General features: G+C 62.5%; 20 protein-coding genes and 1 pseudogene. 7 read left to right on the forward strand and 14 right to left on the reverse strand.

The genetic code is table 11. The features are described 5' to 3' along the window. Both OCL88_RS11655 and OCL88_RS11660 read left to right on the forward strand, forming a co-directional pair. Positions 1 to 221, forward strand: a pseudogene (locus OCL88_RS11655) (lipoyl synthase); the annotation flags it as partial. A 138-nt stretch (positions 222 to 359) separates the two neighbouring features. Beyond that, the gene (locus tag OCL88_RS11660; protein WP_264962618.1) at positions 360 to 1,121 is read left to right on the forward strand and encodes a DUF4191 domain-containing protein; all 762 of its coding nucleotides are present in this window, start codon (positions 360 to 362) and stop codon (positions 1,119 to 1,121) included. A gap of 84 nt (positions 1,122 to 1,205) precedes the next feature. Here OCL88_RS11660 and OCL88_RS11665 read toward each other — a convergent pair whose 3' ends face one another. Then, on the reverse strand, positions 1,206 to 1,643 hold the full coding sequence (locus OCL88_RS11665; protein ID WP_021473340.1) for an RDD family protein: 438 nt from the start codon (positions 1,641 to 1,643) through the stop codon (positions 1,206 to 1,208). Positions 1,644 to 1,955: 312 nt separating this feature from the next. Between OCL88_RS11665 and glnA (OCL88_RS11670) the strand changes: the two genes are divergently transcribed. Next, entirely contained in the window at positions 1,956 to 3,380 is a 1,425-nt protein-coding gene (glnA, locus tag OCL88_RS11670) for a type I glutamate--ammonia ligase (RefSeq protein ID WP_021473341.1), read from the forward strand. Positions 3,381 to 3,460: 80 nt separating this feature from the next. Here glnA (OCL88_RS11670) and OCL88_RS11675 read toward each other — a convergent pair whose 3' ends face one another. The 4 genes from OCL88_RS11675 to glnA (OCL88_RS11690) all read right to left on the reverse strand — a co-directional run bounded on the left by OCL88_RS11675 (position 3,461) and on the right by glnA (OCL88_RS11690) (position 9,265). Further along, a complete protein-coding gene (locus OCL88_RS11675) occupies positions 3,461 to 3,814 on the reverse strand; it encodes a hypothetical protein (protein ID WP_264962619.1) in 354 nt (117 codons plus the stop codon). 563 nt (positions 3,815 to 4,377) lie between these two features. After that, the gene (locus OCL88_RS11680) at positions 4,378 to 4,914 is read right to left on the reverse strand and encodes a GNAT family N-acetyltransferase (protein ID WP_264962620.1); all 537 of its coding nucleotides are present in this window, start codon (positions 4,912 to 4,914) and stop codon (positions 4,378 to 4,380) included. Further along, the gene (locus OCL88_RS11685) at positions 4,904 to 7,915 is read right to left on the reverse strand and encodes a bifunctional [glutamine synthetase] adenylyltransferase/[glutamine synthetase]-adenylyl-L-tyrosine phosphorylase (protein ID WP_264962621.1); all 3,012 of its coding nucleotides are present in this window, start codon (positions 7,913 to 7,915) and stop codon (positions 4,904 to 4,906) included. Before OCL88_RS11685 ends, OCL88_RS11680 begins: the two co-directional genes overlap by 11 nt. A gap of 9 nt (positions 7,916 to 7,924) precedes the next feature. Continuing rightward, complete coding sequence (gene glnA / locus OCL88_RS11690) at positions 7,925 to 9,265, reverse strand: type I glutamate--ammonia ligase (protein ID WP_021473345.1); 1,341 nt, start codon at positions 9,263 to 9,265, stop codon at positions 7,925 to 7,927. Between the two features lie 186 nt (positions 9,266 to 9,451). Between glnA (OCL88_RS11690) and panB the strand changes: the two genes are divergently transcribed. After that, the gene (panB, locus tag OCL88_RS11695) at positions 9,452 to 10,354 is read left to right on the forward strand and encodes a 3-methyl-2-oxobutanoate hydroxymethyltransferase (RefSeq protein WP_264962622.1); all 903 of its coding nucleotides are present in this window, start codon (positions 9,452 to 9,454) and stop codon (positions 10,352 to 10,354) included. On the opposite strand, the gene OCL88_RS11700 is transcribed toward panB, so the two are convergent. Further along, the gene (locus tag OCL88_RS11700) at positions 10,351 to 10,515 is read right to left on the reverse strand and encodes a hypothetical protein (protein ID WP_021473347.1); all 165 of its coding nucleotides are present in this window, start codon (positions 10,513 to 10,515) and stop codon (positions 10,351 to 10,353) included. The genes panB and OCL88_RS11700 overlap by 4 nt on opposite strands. Positions 10,516 to 10,622: 107 nt before the next feature. Here OCL88_RS11700 and map point away from each other — a divergent pair, with 107 nt between their 5' ends. Continuing rightward, on the forward strand, positions 10,623 to 11,501 hold the full coding sequence (gene map / locus OCL88_RS11705) for a type I methionyl aminopeptidase (protein WP_264962623.1): 879 nt from the start codon (positions 10,623 to 10,625) through the stop codon (positions 11,499 to 11,501). 72 nt (positions 11,502 to 11,573) lie between these two features. After that, positions 11,574 to 12,377 (forward strand): polyphosphate--glucose phosphotransferase, encoded by an 804-nt coding sequence (gene ppgK / locus OCL88_RS11710; protein ID WP_410868265.1) that lies wholly within the window; start codon positions 11,574 to 11,576, stop codon positions 12,375 to 12,377. A 54-nt stretch (positions 12,378 to 12,431) separates the two neighbouring features. On the opposite strand, the gene nrdR is transcribed toward ppgK, so the two are convergent. The 3 genes from nrdR to OCL88_RS11725 form a co-directional block, all read right to left on the reverse strand. After that, a complete protein-coding gene (nrdR, locus tag OCL88_RS11715) occupies positions 12,432 to 12,938 on the reverse strand; it encodes a transcriptional regulator NrdR (RefSeq protein WP_031216805.1) in 507 nt (168 codons plus the stop codon). Positions 12,939 to 13,100: 162 nt separating this feature from the next. After that, positions 13,101 to 14,474 carry a histidinol dehydrogenase gene (gene hisD / locus OCL88_RS11720; RefSeq protein WP_264962625.1) on the reverse strand — a complete coding sequence of 458 codons (1,374 nt, stop codon included), beginning with the start codon at positions 14,472 to 14,474 and terminating at the stop codon, positions 13,101 to 13,103. A 5-nt stretch (positions 14,475 to 14,479) separates the two neighbouring features. Beyond that, the gene (locus tag OCL88_RS11725) at positions 14,480 to 15,028 is read right to left on the reverse strand and encodes a hypothetical protein (RefSeq protein ID WP_264962626.1); all 549 of its coding nucleotides are present in this window, start codon (positions 15,026 to 15,028) and stop codon (positions 14,480 to 14,482) included. Positions 15,029 to 15,180: 152 nt separating this feature from the next. Here OCL88_RS11725 and OCL88_RS11730 point away from each other — a divergent pair, with 152 nt between their 5' ends. Next, on the forward strand, positions 15,181 to 15,639 hold the full coding sequence (locus OCL88_RS11730; RefSeq protein ID WP_052474160.1) for a flavin reductase family protein: 459 nt from the start codon (positions 15,181 to 15,183) through the stop codon (positions 15,637 to 15,639). Between the two features lie 22 nt (positions 15,640 to 15,661). On the opposite strand, the gene dnaE is transcribed toward OCL88_RS11730, so the two are convergent. From dnaE to OCL88_RS11755, 5 genes are all read right to left on the reverse strand, one after another. Further along, positions 15,662 to 19,219: a DNA polymerase III subunit alpha gene (gene dnaE, locus OCL88_RS11735; RefSeq protein WP_264962627.1), complete on the reverse strand. Its 3,558-nt coding sequence runs from the start codon at positions 19,217 to 19,219 to the stop codon at positions 15,662 to 15,664. 56 nt (positions 19,220 to 19,275) lie between these two features. Then, positions 19,276 to 20,202, reverse strand: coding sequence for an RluA family pseudouridine synthase (locus OCL88_RS11740; protein WP_021473355.1), 927 nt, complete (start codon positions 20,200 to 20,202; stop codon positions 19,276 to 19,278). Beyond that, positions 20,195 to 20,785: a signal peptidase II gene (lspA, locus tag OCL88_RS11745; protein ID WP_021473356.1), complete on the reverse strand. Its 591-nt coding sequence runs from the start codon at positions 20,783 to 20,785 to the stop codon at positions 20,195 to 20,197. Before lspA ends, OCL88_RS11740 begins: the two co-directional genes overlap by 8 nt. A gap of 96 nt (positions 20,786 to 20,881) precedes the next feature. Further along, positions 20,882 to 21,568, reverse strand: coding sequence for a DivIVA domain-containing protein (locus OCL88_RS11750; protein ID WP_021473357.1), 687 nt, complete (start codon positions 21,566 to 21,568; stop codon positions 20,882 to 20,884). Between the two features lie 148 nt (positions 21,569 to 21,716). Beyond that, on the reverse strand, positions 21,717 to 22,004 hold the full coding sequence (locus OCL88_RS11755) for a YggT family protein (protein WP_021473358.1): 288 nt from the start codon (positions 22,002 to 22,004) through the stop codon (positions 21,717 to 21,719). Between the last annotated feature and the right edge of the window lie 29 nt (positions 22,005 to 22,033).

Here is a 22,033-nt window from a genome sequence, read left to right on the forward strand (position 1 = left end):
TCAAGCCCCAGGAATTCGTGGACCTCCAGCACGAGGCCGAAGAGATCGGCTTCCTCGGCGTCATGTCCGGGCCCTTGGTGCGTTCCTCCTACCGCGCCGGGCGCCTCTGGGCCACCGCGATGCGCAAGAAAGGCTGGGCCATCCCCGAAGCCCTGGCCCACATCGAATCCTCCGGCACTACCCGCCAGGAAGCCTCCACCATCCTCGCCGCCCACGGCTAAACCGGCCTGCGGCTAACCAAACACAGCATCCAAAACAGAAGACGAACCAAACCATCGGAGCCTCCGGCGCCTGTAAGAACACTTACCGGTGCCGGAGGTTCCGGTGCTGGTGCATGCATCACGTAGAATTAAGGCACTATGGCGAAATCCCCTGACTCCAGCAACTCGACCCCTTCGGCCGACGCTCCCAAGCGTGGCCTGTTCCAGCGCAAGCCCAAAGAAGCCAAGGCCAAAAAGCCCAGCCAGCTGAAGCAGATCGCCGAAGTCTTCAAGATGACCCGGCGCAATGATCCACAGGTTGTATGGATCATGGTGTTGGCGTTCCTTGCCGTGGTAGCCGTTGCCTTCCTTATCGGCTTCCTTCTGGAAAACTGGGTTACCGGCCTCATTATCGGCATTCCGCTGGGGCTGCTGGCCGCGGTCTTCATCCTTTCCCGTAGGGCTGAGCGCGCAGCTTTCGCCCAGATCGAGAACCAGCCGGGCGCCTCGGGTGCCGCATTGGGTACGCTTCGCCGCGGGTGGATCACGCAGGACCAGCCTGTTGCCGTGAACCCGCGGACCCAGGACGCCGTCTTTATGGCCATCGGACGTCCCGGAGTTGTCCTGGTCAGCGAGGGTCCCAGCCATCGCGTCAAGACCCTGGTGGACGGAGAGCGCAAGCGCCTGACCCGTATTCTCCCCAACGTCAGCATCCACGTGATCGAGTCCGGCCGCGGCGAAGGCCAGGTGCCGCTGAACCAGATTGCCAAGACCATGGGCAAGATGAAGAAGGAACTGACCAAGGTGGAAGTGAACGCCGTGTCCAAGCGGATCAACTCCCTGGGCAACCGCCTTCCGATCCCCAAGGGCATCGATCCCTACAAGGCCCGTCCGGACCGCAAGGCTGCACGCGGCCGCTAAAGATCCGAAACAAAAAAGCCGCCCCGGCTCCGAGTGACACATCACGCGAAGCGCCGGGGCGGCTTTTTGTTGGGCAGGGTTTGGCTACATCCGGATCAGGATGGTATTCATGGCTTTGTCATGGAGACCTCGCTGGTCCGGATCGAAGACCACCGCGGGAATAACCAGGCACAACAGCACGGTGCGGACCAGTGCGGCCAAAGGGCCGGCCGGTTTCCCACCGAGGCGTACAACATGGATTCCGGCCACCCTGTGGCCAATGCTGTATCCGAGCGTGCCGATGAGGAGTATCTGCTCTGCCGCGAAAACGGCCAAGGTGGCCCATTGGTTGCCACCGAACGCGAAGTTACTGATGACCAACGCTATGGTCCAGTCGATCACGATGCCCAGGATGCGCCGTCCGGCCCGGGCGATGGAGCCTGGCCCGGATTCAGGAAGTCCCAATCGTTCACCGGGATATTTGGAGATGCCGGATGTGTCCGGTCCACTGAGCCAGGAGCCTATGTCTTTGCGATCAACCACCCCATAAGCTTAACTGTTCGAACGTCGCAGGGGTGCCGGCCGGCATCTGCACGGAGCTGTGGAATCCGTTGGCCGTGTTTAGCCAGCGGACCTGGTGGACCTGACACCCGCAAGCCGACTACCGTTTACACAACAGATGATTCTGTAACCTCCCGGAAACAATACTGACATTCCCGGGAAATCCCGTCTCCCTAAGGTGATAGGAGTTGCCAGCCACCGAGGCAAGGGGAGTTTCTGCGTCTCCAGATCCCCGGCCCGTGCTGCACCACGCGGCCTTCCCGGCCTGTTACTTGATATGCATAAGGAGCATAGATGTTCAAGACTGCGGACGAAGTCCTCAAGTTCATCAAAGAAGAAGACGTCAAGTTCGTCGATATCCGCTTCACCGACCTCCCCGGTGTCCAGCAGCACTTCAACGTGCCGGCCAAGAGCGTCGACCTCGACTTCTTCGTGAACGGTCAGCTCTTCGACGGTTCCTCCATCCGCGGCTTCCAGGGCATCGCCGAATCCGACATGCAGCTCATCCCGGACGTGACCTCGGCCTTCGTTGACACGTTCCGGATCGAGAAGACCCTGGCTTTGAACTTCTCCATCGTCAACCCCCGTACGGGTGACCCCTACCACCGCGACCCCCGCGGCGTGGCGGAGAAGGCTGAGGCCTACCTGGCTTCCACCGGCATCGCCGACACCGCGTTCTTCGCACCCGAGGCTGAGTTCTTCGTTTTCGACAACATCCAGTACGAATCCTCACCGCAGGGCAGCTTCTACAAGATCGACTCCGAAGAAGCACACTGGAACACCGGCCGCAAGGAAGAGGGCGGCAACCTCGGTTACAAGACCCCCGTCAAGGGTGGCTACTTCCCGGTCTCCCCCACCGACAAGCAGGCTGACCTCCGTGACGCCATGTGCGTTGAGCTGGACAAGGCAGGCCTCGAAGTTGAGCGTTCGCACCACGAAGTAGGTTCGGCGGGCCAGGCTGAAATCAACTACAAGTTCACCACGCTGACTGCTGCTGCTGATGACCTGCAGAAGTTCAAGTACGTCATCAAGAACACGGCCGATGCCTGGGGCAAGTCGGTAACCTTCATGCCGAAGCCGGTCTTCGGTGACAACGGTTCGGGCATGCACTGCCACCAGTCCCTGTGGAGCAACGGCGAGCCGCTGTTCTACGACGAGAAGGGCTACGCAGGCCTCTCCGACACCGCCCGCTGGTACATCGGCGGCCTGCTGAAGCACGCTTCGGCTGTCCTTGCCTTCACCAACCCGACCGTCAACTCCTACCGCCGCCTGGTCAAGGGCTTCGAAGCTCCGGTCAACATGGTCTACTCGCAGGGCAACCGCTCCGCCGGTATCCGTATCCCGATCACCGGATCCAACCCGAAGGCAAAGCGCATCGAGTTCCGCGCGCCGGACCCCTCCTCCAACCCGTACCTGGCGTTCGCAGCCCAGCTGATGGCCGGTATTGACGGCATCCGCAACCGCATCGAGCCCCCGGCTCCGATCGACAAGGACCTCTACGAGCTCCCCGCCGAGGAAGCCAAGGACATCCCCAAGGCTCCGGGTTCCCTGGAAGAAGCACTCGAAGCCCTCCGCGAGGACAACGAGTTCCTCCAGGCCGGCGGCGTCTTCACCCAGGACCTGATCGACACCTGGATCGAGTACAAGTACGAGAACGAGATCCGCCCGCTGTCCCTGCGCCCGAACCCGTACGAGTTCGAGCTCTACTACGGCGTCTAATCTCTACGCAAACACAAAGGCCGCTCCCGGATCACCGGGGGCGGCCTTTGTGTTTGTTTCAGGAAGAATCCGAACGGAACCTACTCGGATTCCCTGCTCTGGTCCCGGTCACGGATGTTCCGGCCGAACTCGTCCAGCTTCTCCTTGACGGCTTTCGCGGCCTCCGCAAAGCCTTTCTCGGCGCTGCTCAGCGGATCCAGTTGCAGGTAGACCTCGTGATCGACCGTCAGATCGTACTCATCCTTCAAATGGGTGCCGCCGGACACCCCTGCCAGGGACAAGTACACCAAGGCCTCGGTCCGTGCAATGCCGGCAATGGTACCGAACACCACAGTGAAGTCATTCGGCTGGAAGCTCACCGATTGACCGACGTGGCGCCGATCGAGGTCGCCCGCCCGCACGGCCCGCTCTGAAGGGCTTGCGTTGTAATCCATGTACTTCCCCTTTCCTTGAGAACATCTACCCGATGAGTCTATAAGGGGACTTATGAATTTGCCGCACTTCAGTGTTTGATGGTTGGCGACTTTCCCGGCTCGTCAGGGGCCGCACAGTCACTGCAGAACACCTTGTCCGTTTCCTCGCCGCAGCATTGGCAGCGGTGCACCAGGGCTGATGATTCGATCACGTAGGCTGTCATAGCCCTAATGCTGCCCAACGGCCACCAGCAGTGGCACGAGTAGCGTGTACTCGTTTTTTCAGCGGATCGGTGGTGCCGCTACTTGGTTTCGAAGACTTGTACGGGTTCCGGGACTGCGAGTCCCTGTCCAAGGACCGTGTGTTTGCTGCCCGCCGGTTCCACGTCCGCGAAGGTAGCAAAACAACGCCGGCAGGAATACTCCCCGGCAAGGGCGTGACGTGATTTCCAATGCGGCCCCGCCTGCGCGCAGCGGAAGCACAGGGCGTCGGAGTACCATGCTCCGTCCGGGTCTCTTCTGACCGTCACGGGATGAAGCATAGGGCAAAACGGGGCCGCCGAACAGCTGCTTCCGGCGTCGTTCTATGTCCTGCCCTCGTTCAGGAAAGTTGCGTGCATGATCCTCTGGGGTCCGGCATCTCCCCCGAGATAGCGGCCGGAGTCAATAAAGCCGGCCCTGGCATACGCCGCCTGCGCTGCCGGGTTCCGTTCGTTGACGGAAAGTACGACGCCGGTTTGCCCGCCACGGTGCCGCAGCGTCAGCCTGCGCGCCTCCAGCAGGGCCGCTGCCGCCGCTTGGCGGCCAAGACCCTTGCCCTGGCACCGGGAGTCTATGAGGAATCCCCTGAGCAGCCAGACCGAATCGTCATCTTCCCACCCGGCAAGAGTGGCCGCTCCGGCTTGGAGGGTCAGAACCCCAACAGCTTTGCCGGCAGACTCGATGACATAGGGGAACCGCGAACCCTCATCCAGGGCGACGAGCATCATCCGCAGGGGATCCCCCACGAAGTCCTGTTGCTCCGGGAGGATGCGCAGGCCCGCTACTTCCGCCAACTGGATGGCCCGTGCGTCCTCATCCAGGAGTTTGAGGGGAATGAGCCATACAGAGCTAGTTGCCATAGAACTTTTTCTCGAAAACGCCGCGCGCCCTGCGGCTCAGGCGAAGGTAGTCCTCCTCGAACCGGCCGGCCGCTCCCGGCTCGTAACGGCACCACCGGGCCACAGCCTCAAGGTCCCGCCGCGAGGAGGGCAGCAGGTCGGAGGCGCGTCCGGTGACAATGACGTTGGCCGACCGGATCCGGCTGGCGAGCCGCCATGCCTGACGCAACAGTCCGGCGTCGTTCTTGTCAATGAAACCCAGCTGTTCAGCGGCGGCGAGTGCTTCCAGCGTGGACGTGGTCCGCAGTTCCGGATGCTTCCCGGCGTGCTGCAACTGGAGCAGCTGAACCAGCCATTCCACATCGCTCAACCCGCCACGGCCAAGCTTCACGTGCCGGGCCGGGTCTGCGCCGCGGGGAAGGCGCTCGGACTCCACACGGGCCTTGATACGCCGGATTTCGCGCACGTCCGCGTCCGATAACTCCTCCGGGTACCGGATGGAATCGATCAAGCTCATGAAGTCGGCAGCCAATTCATCCGAGCCTGCCATGGGACGTGCGCGCAGCAACGCCTGGGCCTCCCAGATCAAGGACCAACGGCGATAGTACTCGGCATAGGAGTCCAAGGAGCGCACCATGGCGCCGTTCTTGCCCTCGGGACGCAGGTCGGCATCCACTTGGAGAACACGCTCGGCCATGATTGCCGGCTTCAGCGGCTGCGTCAGGAGGCTGGATATCCTTGCGACAATCGCGGCCGCCTGTTCCTGTGCCTCGGCGTCGCTGAATCCGGGGCGGGCCCGGTGCACGTAGATGACGTCCGCGTCCGATCCGTAGCCGATTTCGCGACCCCCTTGTCGCCCCATGGCCACCACCAGAACGTCGGTCTTCAACGGGCCGTCTTCCGCGATGGCGTTTTCGGCCACATGCAGGGCCCCCAGCACCGCCGCACGGTCCGCCTCTGACAGCGCCAGCCCGACGGCGTCCTGGTCCAGCAGTCCCGAACTGTCCGCAATGGCGGTTCGAAGGATCTCCCTGCGCCGGATGAGGCGGATCAGCCGCATGGCACTTCCCGCATCAGGGTGGCGGGACAGCTTGGACTTGATCTCCTGCCACTGCGCGGAGAACGGCACGGGTGCCAGATCCTTGTCGCTGCCCAACCACGCTACGGATTCCGGTGACACCTCCAGCAAATCCGAAATCAGGCGCGAGTTGGCAAGGACGTGGCACAGCCTCTCCGCAGCAGCCTGCGAATCCCGCAGAAGGCCCAAATACCAGTGGGTGGTGCCCAACGCTTCGCTGACCCTGCGGAACGCAAGCAGGCCGGCATCGGGATCCACGCCATCGGCAAGCCACCCCAACAGGATGGGCAGCAGTTGGCGCTGCAGGGCTGCCCGCCGACTGACCCCGGCGGTGAGCGCCTCGATGTGCCGCATGGCACCCTTGGGATCGAGATACCCGAGCGCGGCAAGCCGGCCCTCGGCTGCTTCCGGGCTGAGCTTTGCGTCCTCGGTGCTGAGCTTCGCCGCGGTGTTGAGCAGTGGCCGGTAGAAGATGCGCTCATGAAGTTCACGGACCGAGCGCTTGGTCTTCTGCCATGCGGCGATCAACTGGTCGGGGTGGGGGCGCCCATGCGAGAACGGCCCGAGGACGGCTTTGGCCAGGAACCGCTGCGCGTCCTCGGTTTCCGGCATCAAGTGGGTGCGCCTGAGTTGGAAAAGCTGGATGCGATGCTCAAGCACGCGCAAGTAGCGGTAGGCGCTATCGAACGCTGCGGCGTCGGCGCGGCCAATGTAGCCGCCGGCGGAGAGTGCCGCGATGGCCGACGTCGTGTCCCGGCACCTCAAGGATTCGTCGGACCTGCCGTGGACCAGCTGCAGGAGCTGGACAGTGAACTCAACGTCCCGGAGTCCGCCCCGGCCAAGCTTGATCTGGCGGTGTTCCTCGGCGGCGGGGATGTGCTCGGTCACCCGGCGCCGCATGGCCTGCACTGACTCCACGAAACCGTCCCGGCCGGCCGAAGCCCACACCAGCGGTTCGACGGCTTTTTCATAGCGCTGGCCCAGGTCCGTGTCCCCAGCGATGGTCCTCGCCTTCAACAGCGCCTGGAATTCCCAGCTTTCTGCCCAGCGGGCGTAATAGCTCAGGTGTGATTCCAACGTCCGCACGAGTGGACCGGACTTGCCTTCCGGGCGGAGGTTCGCATCCACCTCCCACAGGCCGGGCTCGGGAGCCGGAGATGAGATCGCCCTGGAAATGCCTGATGCCAGCGCTGTGCCGATGGTCGAGGCGCGGGCGTCGTCAAGGTCCTGCGACTCGATCACGTAGATGACGTCGACGTCGGAAATGTAGTTGAGCTCCCGGGCGCCACACTTGCCCATGCCAATAACTGACAACCCGACGTCGGCTACTTGCGCGGCATCGAACTGGCTGGCCGCCTCTGCCCGGGACACGGCCAAAGCGGCCTCAACGGCCGCCCCGGCGAGGTCCGCCAGTTCAGCCCCGGCCATGGGCATGAAGTCCTCCGGCGAGGCGGCACACAGATCCTTGATAGCCAGCTCAGCCAATCCCCGGCGGTAGGCCGTGCGCAGCGCCGTGTACGCCGGAACTCCCGTCAGCCCTGCAACAGGACGATGTGCTCCGGGCTCCGCCTTGACCGAACGCAGCAGTGTTGCGCGCAGTTGCTCGCTGGAAGCCTGGAGGGGTTCCGGGCTGACTTTCCCTTGGAAGACGTCCAAGTGCTCGGGCCGTCGCAGGAGGAATTCCCCCAGCGCTTCGGAGGCACCCAGCAACCGGTAGAGCGGCTCGCTGGTGTCCGGATCCGCAGCCGCCAGTTCCTTGAGCCCGGGATTCTTCTCAATCAGGCGGACCAACGATTGCAGGGCAGTATCCGGGCTCGCCGCCATCGACAGTCCCGCAAACAGTGCTTCCTGTTCGATGCCGTCCAGCTCCGGGGCAGAAAGGAACCTCTCGCCCTTTTCCAGGTCACTGAAGCCAGCCGAGATGAGCCGGCGCGCCAGGCTCACAGCGCCTCCCTAGAGAATGCCGAGGTTGCGCTGCAACTCGTACGGAGTGACTTGGAGGCGGTAGTCCTGCCACTCGGCACGCTTGTTCCGCAGGAAATGCTCAAAGACCTGCTCGCCCAGGATCTGGGCCACGAGTTCGGACTCCTCCATCGCGCGGATGGCGTCATGCAGGCTGGCCGGCAACGGAGCGTGGCCCATGGCCTTGCGTTCGGCCGTCGTCAACGACCACACATCATCCTCAGCGGCTGCGGGAAGATCGTAGCCCTCCTCGATGCCCTTGAGTCCCGCGCCAAGCAGCACGGCGTAGGCAAGGTATGGGTTGGTGGCGGAGTCGATGCCGCGGTATTCGATCCGCGCCGATTGGCCTTTGCCCGGCTTGTACAACGGAACACGCACCAGGGCAGAGCGGTTGTTGTGGCCCCAGCTCAGGTAGCTGGGCGCCTCGCCGCCGCCCCAGAGCCGCTTGTAGGAGTTCACGAACTGGTTGGTCACTGCCGTGAATTCCGGAGCGTGCTTCAGGATGCCGGCAATGAATTGCCGGGCCGTCTTGGAAAGCTGGAACTCGGTGCCCGCTTCGAAGAACGCGTTGGTATCGCCCTCGAAGAGCGAGAAGTGGGTGTGCATGCCCGAGCCCGGGTGGTCCGTGAAGGGCTTGGGCATGAAGGTCGCGTACGTTCCCTGCTGCAGGGCAACTTCCTTGATCACGGTGCGGAACGTCATGATGTTGTCCGCGGTTTGCAGGGCATCGGCATAACGGAGGTCGATTTCGTTTTGGCCCGGGCCGCCCTCGTGATGGCTGAATTCCACGGAAATTCCCACGGACTCGAGCATCGTCACGGCGGTCCGGCGGAAGTCCTGGGCAACGCCGCCGGGAACGTGGTCGAAGTACCCGCCCTCGTCAACGGGTACCGGGGCCCCGTTGGCACCCAGTTCCTGGGACTTGAGGAGATAGAACTCGATCTCGGGGTGCGTGTAGCAGGTGAAGCCCATGTCGGCTGCTTTGGCAAGGGTGCGCTTGAGGACGTTGCGCGGATCGGCTGCGGACGGTTCACCGTCAGGAGTCAGGATGTCGCAGAACATCCGGGAGGTCTGTTCCGTCTCTCCGCGCCAGGGCAGGATCTGGAACGTGGAGGGATCCGGCTGCAGCAGCATGTCCGACTCGAAGACACGGGCCAGGCCCTCAATCGCCGAACCGTCAAACCCGAGGCCTTCTTCGAAGGCTCCTTCAACCTCGGCAGGTGCCAGCGCAACAGACTTCAGGGAACCAACGACGTCGGTGAACCACAAGCGTACGAAGCGCACGTCACGCTCTTCGATTGTCCGCAGAACGAACTCTTGCTGGCGGTCCATGGGGCCTCTTTCCGGTCGGTATCCACGCAGCGCCTTCCACAGGAAGGAGCCGCGGCGTTCAGCCTTCACTCTACTAAGCAATCCGTGCGAATGCCGATGCTGCAGCGCCGCGTAACACAGCGTTTACAAATGGTGACGCTTGGCACACTGCTGGCAGCCGCTGTCGGCACGGCTTAGGCTCTAACCATGGCCCCAAGCAACCATCCCGAGTCCAGCATGCCCGCCGAAGTTCCCGCACCCTATGGTTCGGGGCCTGCCGATGCCGCGCACCTGCCGCCCACGGGAAAGAAACCGGCGGCCAGAGTCCGTATCCACCACTTGCAGCAGGCCAAGGAAGAAGGCCGGCGCTTCGCGATGCTCACCGCGTATGAGCAATACAGCGCCGAGATCTTTGACCAGGCCGGAATCGAAGTCCTGCTGGTGGGCGATTCGGCGTCCAACAATGTCTTCGGCAACGAAACGAGCCTGCCCGTGACGATTGATGAACTGTTGCCGTTGTGCAGGGCCGTCAGCCGCTCAGCCAAGCGTGCCTTGGTAGTGGCCGATCTGCCCTTCGGCAGCTACGAGGTCTCACCGGCCCAAGCGGTGGCATCAGGCGTCCGGTTCCTCAAGGAGGGCCTCGCCCACGCGGTCAAGATAGAAGGGAGCGCCTACTACGCCGAAACCGTCCGCGCGATGGTCCAGGCGGGCGTCCCGGTGATGGCCCATATCGGATTCACGCCCCAGAGCGAGCACGCGTTGGGCGGCTACCGCGTCCAGGGCCGTGGCGACGACGCCCAACGGCTGATCGATGATGCGGTGGCCCTGCAGGACGCCGGGGCCTTCAGCGTCCTGATGGAAATGGTCCCTGCCGAAACCGCGGCCGCTGTTGACGCCGCCCTCCGCGTACCCACCGTAGGCATCGGCGCAGGCAACAGGACCACGGGCCAGGTTCTGGTCTGGCAGGACATGGCCGGGCTGCGTGGCGGCAAGATGGCCAAATTCGTCAAGCAGTACGCGGACCTGCGGTCAACGCTCACGGACGCAGCCGCCGCCTACGGAGAGGACGTCAGGTCCGGGCAATTCCCCGGGCCTGAGCACTCGTTCTAGTCGTCGTCCTGGGCGTCCCAGGCTTCGTTGCGTTCCCGGACCTTCTCCAAAGCGTGTTCGGCCTCTTCGCGCGTCTTGTACGGTCCGATCAACTGGGTCCAGTCGGACATCGCGTCCTCTTCGATCTGGTGCGTCTTGACGTTGTACCAGTACTCCGTCACGTTTCCTCCTCCATTTGCGGACCGGCGGCACGTAACGTTTGGCAGGCTTGGCCGAGGACCCCGGCCTCTGTTACCTGCGTCTCCTGCGTGCCTTATATGATCAATCTATGCCTTCTCCCGCTTTGACCGCACCCATCGGCACGCTCACTCCCGGAACCGTCAGCCCCGAACTGCCCGTACCGGCGTCGATTCCGCGTCCCGAGTACGTCGGCAAGAAGGCACCGGCCAAATTCACGGGCTCCGAGGTCAAGTCCGCGGAAACCATCGAAAAAATCAGGGTCGCAGCCAGGATCGCGGCGCAGGCTATTGTCGAAGTGGGGAAACACATCAAGCCCGGCGTCACCACGGACCAACTGGACCGGGTAGGGCATGAATTCCTCCTGGACCACAAGGCCTACCCCTCAACGCTGGGGTACCGCGGATTTCCCAAGTCATTGTGTTCCTCGCTGAACGAGGTCATCTGCCATGGGATCCCGGACTCCACAGTGGTCCAGGACGGCGACATCGTTAACATAGACATCACCGCATTCATCAATGGCGTCCATGGGGACACCAATTACACTTTCCTGGTGGGCGACGTGGATGAAGAGTCCCGTCTCCTGGTTGAGCGTACGCAGGAGTCGCTCAACCGGGCCATCAAGGCCGTGGCTCCGGGCCGCGAAATCAACGTCATAGGCCGCGCCATCCAGTCGTACGCAAAGCGTTTCGGCTACGGCGTGGTGAGGGACTTCACGGGGCACGGAGTCGGCGAGGCATTCCACACGGGCCTCATCATCCCCCACTATGACGCAGCCCCCGCTTACAACACCGTGATCGAACCCGGCATGGTCTTCACCATTGAACCCATGCTGACCCTCGGCACCATCGAATGGGACATGTGGGCCGACGACTGGACAGTCGTCACCAAGGACCGCAAACGCACAGCCCAGTTCGAGCACACCCTGCTGGTCACAGAGACCGGCGCGGAAATCCTTACCCTTCCCTGAGAACTTCCGGAAGGTCCACGCAGCTTTCGTGGCTGCGGCATGTCCAACCCTCCTGCCATGATCGGAATTGAATTGTCCAAAAAGGATGAGAAGACCTACAAGCACGCACCGCTGATCGGAATCGACATCGGTGGAACGGGAATCAAAGGCGGCCTTGTCGACCTCAAGAAGGGCAAGCTGATCGGCGACCGGTTCCGCGTGCCGACCCCGCAGCCTGCTACGCCGGAGGCGGTCGCCGAGGTAGTTGCCGAAATCGTCGAGGAACTCTCAAAGCGTCCTGATGCTCCCGCTCCGGATTCGCCGGTGGGCGTGACCTTCCCCGGCATTATCCAGCACGGTGTAGTCCATTCCGCGGCTAACGTCGACAAGTCATGGCTCAACACCGACATCGACAAGCAGCTCACAGAGCGTCTGGGCCGCCCTGTGGAGGTCATCAATGACGCCGACGCTGCCGGCCTGGCGGAAGCCCGCTACGGGGCGGGCGAAGGAGTCGGCGGGACGGTCCTGGTCATCACGTTGGGCACGGGTATCGGATCGGCGTTCATCTTCAACGGCCAGTTGGTGCCTAACGCCGAGTTGGGCCACCTTGAGGTGGACGGCTTCGACGCCGAAACCAAGGCCTCAGCTGTTGCCCGGGAACGGGACGGGCTGAGCTGGGACGAATACGGAGTACTGCTCAACCGCTACCTCCAGCACGTGGAGTTCCTCTTCTCGCCCGAGCTGTTCATCATCGGCGGTGGAATCTCCAAGCGGTCGGACGAATACTTCCCCCACCTGGACCTGCGCACGAGGATCGTCACGGCAAAGCTGAAGAATGACGCGGGCATCGTGGGTGCCGCGCTGGAAGTCGCACTGCACCACAAGCTCGCCACATAGTGCGGGTATGAAGATGGCGGCTGCGGCTTCCCCTCCGCAGCCGCCATCAAGCTTTTATAGCTGGCTCTTCTCCGCGCTCTTGGCATCCTTGAGGCCTGCGGCCTTGGCGTGCGCGCCGCCGTCGTGGCGCAGCAACGCGATGGCTGATTCGAAGTCTTCCAGCGACTCGAACGCCTGATAGACACTGGCGAACCGCAGGTAGGCCACTTCATCGAGGTTGCGCAACGGGCCCAGAATGGCGAGACCGACCTCGTGGGCATCAATTTCGGCTGCACCCGAGGAGCGGATGTTCTCTTCGACCTCCTGAGCGAGCATGGCGAGGTCGTCCTCCGTCACAGGGCGCCCCTGGCAAGCCTTGCGGACGCCGTTGATCACCTTGATGCGGCTGAACGGCTCCCCAACCCCTGAGCGTTTGATGACCGACAGGCTCGTGGTTTCCACAGTGGTGAAGCGACGGCCGCACTCAGGGCACTGGCGCCGACGGCGTATGGACGAACCGTCATCGGCCATGCGGCTGTCAACGACGCGCGAATCAGGATTCCGGCAGAACGGACAGTACACGCTGGGCCTCCCTGATGGTTCCGGCTTGGCTGTTCCGGCAGAGCCGCCGGATAAAAAATGGTGCCGGAAGTTTCGCTTCCGGCACCATTTTAGGGTCGCCCACAGGCTAATGACAAGCTTGTAATTACTATATGTAGTGGTGGCCGCCCGTATATATAGTGGTCAGGACCGTTCGGCGAACCGAATTTGCACAGCCTCTCCGTGCCCTGGAAGGTCCTCCGCGCCGGCCAGATTCACGATGTGCCCGCTGACCTGCTCAAGGGCCGCACGATCATAATTGATCACTTGGACTGCCCTGAGGAAGGTAGTGACGTTCAGTCCGGAGGAGAAGGCAGCCGTACCGCTGGTCGGAAGGACGTGGTTGGATCCTGCGCAGTAATCGCCCAGGCTGACCGGGCTGTAATCGCCCACGAAGATCGCGCCGGCGTTCCGGATCCGTCCCGCCACGGCCGGCGCATTGGCGGTCATGATTTCCAAGTGCTCAGCCGCATAGGCATTGCACACCGCGATCCCCTGTTCCAGGTCATCCACCAGGACAACACCGGACTGCGGGCCGGAAAGGGCCTCACGGACACGAGCGCTGTGTTTGGTGGCCGCGGCCTGCCGGTTCAGTTCATCCACGACGGCGCCGGCCAGTTCCGCGGATTCGGTCACCAGGACCGATGCGGCCTTGGGGTCGTGTTCGGCCTGGCTGATCAGGTCGGCAGCTACCAGGGCGGGCTTGGCAGTGGCGTCCGCCAGGATCGCGATCTCGGTGGTGCCGGCTTCGGAGTCGATGCCAACGACGCCCTTGACCAGGCGTTTGGCCGTTGCGACGAAGATGTTGCCCGGTCCTGTCACCACATCCACCGGTTCAATCGGCAGTTCGGTGCCGTTGCCCGGAACTCCGTAGGCGAAGGACACGATGGCCTGCGCACCCCCGATGGCATAGACCTCGTCGATGCCGAGGAGCGCAGCAGCAGCAAGGATGGTGGGGTGCGGGAGGCCGCCGAAATCCTTCTGGGGCGGTGAAGCCAAAGCAATTGATTCAACCCCGGCCGCCACGGCGGGCACGACGTTCATGATGACCGAGGACGCCAGCGGCGCGAGGCCGCCGGGCACATAAAGACCCACCCGCCCCACGGGAATCCAGTTCTGGCTCACAACGGCACCATCTGCCAGCTGCACATCGACATTTGCCGGCTTCTGCCGCTCGGCGAACTGCTTGGCGCGGGTGATGGATTCTTCCAGCGCAGCCCTCACGCCGGGATCCAGCTGCCGCAAGGCGTTGGCGATCTCTTCAGCCGGGACGCGCGGGTGGGACTGCTCAACGCCGTCGAACTTTGCTGCCAGGTCCGCCAGGGCGCCGAAGCCGCGGCTGCGAACATCGGCGATGATGTCCAGCACCTTCTGTTCCGCGTCCGCCATGGTCTGATGCTTGGCACGGGGCAAGGCGGACTTCAGCTCCGCCAGCGAAAGCCGGCGGCCACGGAAATCGATGCTGCGGAAGTCCAAAGACGCGGTGACAGTTGCATTGGAATCAGAAGGAGAGCTCACCTGAGCTATTTTACGGGCTTCCGGGAAAGAACCCCGAACAGCGCCAAGGCGAACGTCACGAAGGCCGTGGCGGCCGGCCACAGCAAGATCGCAGCATAGGATCGCAGCGTGAAGCCGTATTCCGGCCCCAATCCAGGCTCCGGCGCGGGACCCCATAGCAGCCCGGCCAGGAGCCCGACTCCCCACGCGGCCAAGGCGCCTGCTGCTCCTCCGGCCAAGGCGAATCCGAACCGCCTCCCGGCTCCCGGTCCGTCAAGCCTGCCGTCCAAGGTCAGGCCGATAATGCAACCGTCCAGCACCATGAGGGCAGCCAGGGTCAGATCCCGCGGTAACCACGAGTCAGGATTTGAAGGATTGGCCAGCCCGGGATTTCCGGACAGCACGTTTCCTCCTCCCGGGGCCAGCACCCACCACAGGAAACCGGTAATCACTCCGGCCGCCAATGGAGCGGCCACCCATGCGATGTCCTTGCGGAAACGGTCCGTGCGCACCGTTGGGGCGGAGGGGCCGGTGTCCCGGGTTGCGGCAATGAGGTGCGGAGTGGGCTCGGTCATGGACTTCACATTAACAAACGTTCACCCCCGCTCAACACAAATGCGGATGGACGGCGCTGCCAGGCATACCCTGAAGGGAGAGACCCCGCTGACCCAGGAGACAGACCACCGTGGCAAATGCAGTACCCGGCTTCGAGCAGACCTTCAGGGAAATGTTCCGGCGCCATGCGGCCGGGGTGGCGATCATCACCGCCAACTTGAACGGAAAGCCGTTCGGCTTCACCGCGACGTCGGTGGCCTCCCTGTCAGCTGAACCTCCGCGGTTCACTTTCAACATGGCCCGAAGCTCCAGCTCATGGCCCGCGGTGGCAAACGCCAACTACATCGGGGTCCATATGCTGGGTCTCGAGAACCAGGCCCTCGCCGATCGCTTTGCCCGTACCCGTGACCGCTTTGAGGGCGACCACTGGGAACCCGGCCCCTACGAGGTTCCCATTCTGAAGGACGTCACAGGCTGGCTCGTCGGAAAGATCCAGATGCGGCTGTCCTTCGAGAACAACGCAGTGGTAGTGGTGGAAGTCGTCGACGGCCAGGTAGGCGACGGCGGCACTCCCCTGCTCTACCACAGCGGCAGTTACAGCAAGCCTGCGCCTCTGGACTACGAGATTTAGCGCTGGTCCGGCGCTGCAGGACTCAATTGTCCAGGCAGGCCGGTCCCAGCAACACCTTGAGATCCCCGAACAACGACGGGCTGGGGTTCACCCTCATATGCACCGGTAAGCCCATGACTTCCACCTTGGTGTCACCCATCAGTTTGAGCCGCACCTCGGAATTGCCGCGGTGCGTGCGCAGGACGTCGCGCAGGTCCGTCACCACCGCCTCGGTTGCCTTGAACGTGGGAATCGTGATCACCACTGGACCATTGACGCTCTCACTGAGATCCGGGACAGACAGTTCCATGCAATTGAGCGTCACCGCTCCGTCATCGCGGCGCTGCAGCCTGCCCTTGACCACAACGATCAAGTCCTCGGCCAGTACCGATGCGATCGGACCATAGACCTGTCCGAAGAACATGACTTCCATTGAACCGCCAAGGTCCTCGATCTCGGCGCGGGCGTAGGCGTTGCCGCTTGCTTTGGCGATACGGCGGCTCAAGGAGGTGATCATGCCCGCGATAGTGACGATCGCGCCGTCGTGCGGTCCGTCCTCGGCGATGATCGACGTGATGGACTGTTCTGCGTGCTGGCTGAGCACACCTTCGAGGCCCTGCAGTGGATGGTCTGAGACATAGAGCCCCAGCATGTCCCTCTCGAAGGAGAGCTTGTCCTTCTTTTCCCATTCCGGAAGGTCGGGAATCTCAGTGGTCAGCGAGGCTTCCGGCTCCTGGTCCTCGAACCCGGCGAAAAGATCGAACTGGCCGATCGCTTCATTGCGCTTCAAGGTAATGACGGAGTCGATGGCTTCTTCGTGGATCATCGCCAAGGCCCGGCGATGGTGACCGAGCGAGTCGAACGCGCCGGCCTTGATCAGCGACTCAATCGTGCGCTTGTTGCACACGATGGCCGGAACCTTCATGAGGAAGTCCTTGAAGGAGGTGTAGGCCCCTTCCGTTGCACGGGCGGAAACCATCGCCTCAACGACGTTCACGCCAACGTTGCGGATGGCGCCCATGCCGAAGCGGATGTCATTCCCCACAGGGGTGAAGTTCAGCGACGACTCGTTGACGTCCGGCGGCAGCACGGTGATGCCCATGCGCCGGCACTCATTGAGGTAGATGGCTGATTTGTCCTTGTCATCACCCACCGACGTGAGGAGGGCAGCCATGTACTCGGGGGCGTAGTGGGCCTTGAGGTAGGCAGTCCAATAGGAAATCACGCCATACGCGGCTGAGTGGGCCTTGTTGAAGGCGTAGTCGGAGAACGGCAGCAGGATGTCCCACAGCGTCTTGACCGCGTCCATGGAGTACCCGTTGTCCTGCATGCCCTGGGAGAAGCCTGCGAACTGCTTGTCCAGTTCCGACTTCTTCTTCTTACCCATGGCGCGGCGCAGGATGTCGGCTTGGCCCAACGAGTATCCCGCAAGTTTCTGAGCCACGGCCATCACCTGTTCCTGATACACAATCAGGCCGAAGGTTCCACCGAGGATATCTTCCAGCGGCTCGGCAAGTTCAGGGTGGATCGGAATAACTTCCTGAATCCCGTTTTTGCGCAGGGCATAGTCCGTGTGGGCGTTCGCACCCATCGGACCGGGACGGTACAGCGCCAGGACGGCGGAAATGTCTTCGAAGTTGTCAGGCTTCATGAGCTTGAGCAGCGACCGCATGGGTCCGCCGTCGAGCTGGAAAACGCCCAGGGTGTCGCCGCGCGCCAGCAGCTCATAGGAAGCCGCGTCATCCAGTGCCAGGTTTTCAAGGTCGAGGTCGACGCCCCGGTTCATCTTGATGTTCTCGAGGGCATCGGAAATGATCGTCAGGTTCCGCAGGCCCAGGAAGTCCATCTTGATCAGGCCGAGGCCTTCGGACGTGGGATAGTCGAACTGCGTGATGACCTGGCCGTCCTGGAAACGGCGCATGATCGGGATGACGTCGATGATCGGGTCCGAGGACATGATGACGCCCGCGGCGTGGACGCCCCACTGCCTCTTCAACCCTTCGATGCCCAGTGCAGTTTCGAAAACCTTGGCAGCTTCGGGGTCGGTGGCAATGAGCTGGCGGAAATCGCCGGCCTCGCTGTAGCGCTTGGCCTCGGGGTTCTGGATGTCTGCCAGCGGGATGTCCTTGGCCATGACGGCCGGCGGAAGTGCCTTGGTCAGCTGTTCACCCATGCTGAACGGGTAGCCAAGGACGCGCGAGGAGTCCTTCAACGCCTGCTTGGTCTTGATGGTGCCGTAAGTAACGATCATCGCTACACGCTCATCCCCGTACTTCCGGGTGACGTAATCGATGACTTCTGAGCGGCGGCGATCGTCGAAGTCGACGTCAAAGTCGGGCATGGAGACGCGGTCCGGGTTCAGGAACCGTTCAAAGATCAAGCCGTGCTGCAGCGGATCAAGGTCGGTGATACGCATGGCATAGGCCACCATGGAGCCTGCGCCGGAACCACGGCCCGGGCCGACCCGGATGCCGTTGTTCTTGGCCCAGTTGATGAAGTCGGCCACCACCAGGAAGTAGCCCGGGAAGCCCATGGAGGTAATGACCTCGAGCTCGTAATCCGCCTGCTTCCGGACCTTGTCCGGCACGCCTTGGGGGTAGCGGTAGGCCAGTCCTTTGTCCACTTCCTTGACCAGCCAGGACGTCTCGTCCTCGCCCGGCGGGCAGGGGAACCGCGGCATGTAGTTCGCGTTGGTGTTGAACGAAACCTCGCAACGCTCAGCGATGAGGAGGGTGTTGTCACAGGCCTCGGGATGGTCGCGGAAGAGTTCCCGCATCTCCTGGGGGGACTTGAGGTAGTAGCCGCTGCCGGAAAAAGCGAACCGCGAGCCGCCGTTGTCATACGTGGGTTCCAGGAGCGTGGAGCCGGACTGGATCGCCAGGAGTGCTTCGTGGGCCTTGGCATCGTGCTCGTGCGTGTAGTGGAGGTCGTTGGTCGCCACGAGCGGGAGGTTCAGTTCCTTGGCCAGGCGCAGGAGGTCGCCGGTAACACGGCGTTCGATGTCCAGCCCGTGGTCCATCAGCTCGCAGAAATAGTTTTCGGCGCCAAAAATATCGCGGAATTCCGCAGCCGCTTCCAGGGCCTCCCTGTACTGGCCCAGCCGCAAACGCGTCTGGACTTCGCCGGAGGGGCACCCTGTGGTGGCGATCAAACCCTCCGAGTAGGTGTTGAGCAACTCCCGATCGAGGCGGGGCCATTTGCCGAAGACCGAATCCAGCGAGGCGATGGAGGAGGCCCGGAACAGGTTGCGCATGCCCACGTTGTTGTAGCTCAATAACGTCATGTGCGTGTACGAACCACCACCGGAAACGTCATCCTTGCGCTGGCTCTCGTCACCCCAACGTACGCGTTCCTTGTCACCGCGGGCGGTTCCGGGAGTCACATAGGCTTCAACGCCGATGATGGGTTTGATGCCCTTGTCCGTGGCTTTCCGCCAGAAGTCGAAGGAACCGAAGAGATAACCGTGGTCCGTCGTGGCCAGTGCAGGCATGCCCAGGCGCTCTGTCTCGTCGAAGAGCTCGCCGAGGCGCGCAGCTCCATCCAGCATGGAGTACTCGGTGTGGGTGTGCAGATGGACGAACGAATCATTGCTGGAACTCACCCCGATAGTCTACCGTCCGGGTCGGACAGAACCCGGACGGCAGGCCGCGTCAACGACTACGCTTCTCCACTGGCCAGCAAATCAAGGGCGTACTGCAGGTCTGCCGGGTATTCACTGGTGACCTCTACCCACTCCCCTGTGCGCGGGTGGTTGAACCCGAGCTGACGGGCGTGCAGCCACTGCCGGGTCAATCCAAGATCCGCTGCCAGGCGGGGGTCCGCGCCGTAGGTGAGATCTCCAGCACACGGGTGGCGCAATGCCGAGAAGTGCACACGGATCTGATGGGTGCGCCCTGTCTCCAGGTGGACCTCCACCAGCGTTGCCTTGCCAAACGCCTCAAGGACTTCGTAATGGGTCACCGAAGGGCGGCCGTCTTCGATCACGGCGAACCGCCAGTCATGGCCGGGGTGGCGTCCGATCGGGGCATCGATCGTTCCCTCCAAGGGATCCGGAAGGCCTTGGACCACGGCATGGTAGACCTTGTCCACCGTGCGCTCCTTGAAGGCCTTCTTCAAGACCGTGTAGGCATGCTCCGTCTTCGCCACCACCATCACTCCGGAGGTTCCGACGTCGAGCCTGTGGACTATGCCGGCACGTTCAGGCGCGCCGGAGGTCGAGATACGGTACCCGGCGCCCGCAAGGCCGCCCACAACCGTAGGACCCACCCAACCCGGCGAAGGGTGTGCAGCCACGCCGACCGGCTTGTCGATGACGACGAAATCCTCATCATCCAACAGGATCTTCAGGCCTTCCACAACTTCCTCCACCACTTCCAAGGGGTCCGGGCGCTCCGGAACCGTCACGCTCAAAACGGCGCCCGCCACGAGTTTCGCTGATTTGCCCAGTACCGCTCCGCTGCTGGTCACATTTCCCTCGGCCAGCAGCAGGGCCGCGGCGGACCTGGAGATATCCAGCAGCTTGGCAAGTCCGGCGTCGGCCCGCGCACCCGCCAAATCCTCGGGGACTACAACGGACTCACTCACCGGGCTGCCCCTCTGTTGATTCCTTGGGGTGCTTCGAAGCGGGGACGTGGCGCTTCCCGTCCATGCCGATGCCCCGCAACGTCAGCAGGCAGATGATGACGACCCCCGACACCACTGCGGAATCGGCAATATTGAAGATGGCGAAGTTCGGCAGCTGAATGAAATCCACCACGTGTCCCATGGCAAACGACGGTTCACGGAACAGCCTGTCCGTCAGGTTGCCCAGGGCACCGCCGAGCAACAGGCCCAGGGACAACGCCCACCACGCTGAGCCAAGTTTCCGCAGTTGGAACAGGATCGCCACCGATACGGCGGCCATGACGATGGTGAAAATCCATGTCACATTCTCACCAATGGAAAAAGCCGCGCCGGAGTTGCGGATGTAGTACCAGTGCAGCAAAGGAGGGAGGACCGGAATCCTTTCACCCTCAACCATGGTGCTGGTCACCCAGAGTTTGGTCAGTTGGTCGAAGACGTAGGCAAATACCGCGAAACCCGCGAAGAGCCAGATCATGGCGGGACGCCACTTGCGTTGGGCAGTGCGGGCCGGCTGCGATGCGCCGTCGGTGAGGTCGTCGGTCATAAGGCTTTCATTCGTGAACCGTGATGGAGCGGGAGAGCTTTAACAGCAAAAGCCGGCGGCCGAGGAGTCCTCAGCCACCGGCTTTCAGAATACTTGCTAAACGTCAGCTGTTGCTTCGCCAACCTCAGGAGCGGCAACGGAGCCGCGGGCGTCGAGGTCGCGGAGCTGGCCTTCGATGTACGCCTTGAGGCGTGAACGGTAGTCACGCTCGAAGCCGCGGAGCTGCTCCACCTTGCGCTCGAGGACGGAGCGCTGCTGCTCGAGGGCCCCGAGGATCTTCCGGGACTTCTCCTGCGCGTCGTTGACCAGGCTGGAGGCCTCGATCTGCGCTTCCGCGATGATCTTTTCCTTCTGCTGTGCACCATCAGCAACGTGCTTGTCGTGCATCTGCTGGGCCATGGCCAGCAGGCCTGCTGCGGACTCGGCGGACGGCGGCAAGGTGTTGCTTGCAGCAGGCGCCTTCGCGGCAGCTGCCTGCTCGGCTTCCTTCTTCTTGGCAGCTTCAGCAGCCTTGGCCTCGGCTTCTGCCTTGGCTTCAGCTTCCTTGTCCACCTTGACCGGCGCGGGGACCTTTTCGACCACAGGAGCAGCAGCAGTTGCCGCAGGCACGGCGGAACCGGCCTCGCCGAGCTTCTTGCGAAGTTCGTCATTCTCCTGGTTCAGACGGCGCAGTTCCACCACGATCTCGTCGAGGAAGTCATCCACCTCGTCCTGGTCGTAGCCTTCGCGGAACTTGGTCGGCTGAAAGCGCTTGTTGACAACGTCTTCTGGCGTCAAAGCCATCTGGTCACCTCGTTGGTCTAGTTAGTCAGTAGGCCTTCCGGCCGTCCAAAACTACGGTACCTAAATATCGTCTGGTTCCTCTAATTCAACACCATCGTGTTGATTTGGAGAATTTGCGGCTGCCCATCCGGAGCAGCACCGCAGGAAGCTATGCCAAGCCGCCAGTCACCGACATGCCTATGTAGACAGCGATGAAAAGGATTATGAAACCCAAATCCAGCGAAATGCCGCCCAGCCGCAGAGGCGGGATCAGCCTCCGCAAAGCCTTGAGGGGCGGATCGGTAAGCGAGTACACCACGTGGGCTGTTACCAACGCCACACCCCGGGGCCGCCACTGGCGGGCGAACATCTGCACCCATTCGTAGACCAACCTGATGATCAGAGCCACGAAGAACAGCAACAACACTATATAAATAAGGCCGAAAACAATGCCCACGAGTTAGCTCAGATCTCCCACTTGTTTCG

Origin of the sequence: Paenarthrobacter sp. PAE-2, assembly GCF_026013155.1 — a bacterium.
GTDB classification, from domain to species: Bacteria; Actinomycetota; Actinomycetes; order Actinomycetales; family Micrococcaceae; genus Arthrobacter; species Arthrobacter ureafaciens.

Bases quoted from the DNA above. Each gene is read 5' to 3' on its own strand.
- OCL88_RS11660 (WP_264962618.1), top strand. From the start codon at position 360: ATGGCGAAATCCCCTGACTCCAGCAACTCGACCCCTTCGGCCGACGCT.
- glnA (WP_021473341.1), top strand. From the start codon at position 1,956: ATGTTCAAGACTGCGGACGAAGTCCTCAAGTTCATCAAAGAAGAAGAC.
- OCL88_RS11675 (WP_264962619.1), bottom strand. From the start codon at position 3,814: ATGGATTACAACGCAAGCCCTTCAGAGCGGGCCGTGCGGGCGGGCGAC.
- OCL88_RS11680 (WP_264962620.1), bottom strand. From the start codon at position 4,914: ATGGCAACTAGCTCTGTATGGCTCATTCCCCTCAAACTCCTGGATGAG.
- glnA (WP_021473345.1), bottom strand. From the start codon at position 9,265: ATGGACCGCCAGCAAGAGTTCGTTCTGCGGACAATCGAAGAGCGTGAC.
- panB (WP_264962622.1), top strand. From the start codon at position 9,452: ATGGCCCCAAGCAACCATCCCGAGTCCAGCATGCCCGCCGAAGTTCCC.
- map (WP_264962623.1), top strand. From the start codon at position 10,623: ATGCCTTCTCCCGCTTTGACCGCACCCATCGGCACGCTCACTCCCGGA.
- OCL88_RS11725 (WP_264962626.1), bottom strand. From the start codon at position 15,028: ATGACCGAGCCCACTCCGCACCTCATTGCCGCAACCCGGGACACCGGC.
- OCL88_RS11730 (WP_052474160.1), top strand. From the start codon at position 15,181: ATGTTCCGGCGCCATGCGGCCGGGGTGGCGATCATCACCGCCAACTTG.
- lspA (WP_021473356.1), bottom strand. From the start codon at position 20,785: ATGACCGACGACCTCACCGACGGCGCATCGCAGCCGGCCCGCACTGCC.
- OCL88_RS11750 (WP_021473357.1), bottom strand. From the start codon at position 21,568: ATGGCTTTGACGCCAGAAGACGTTGTCAACAAGCGCTTTCAGCCGACC.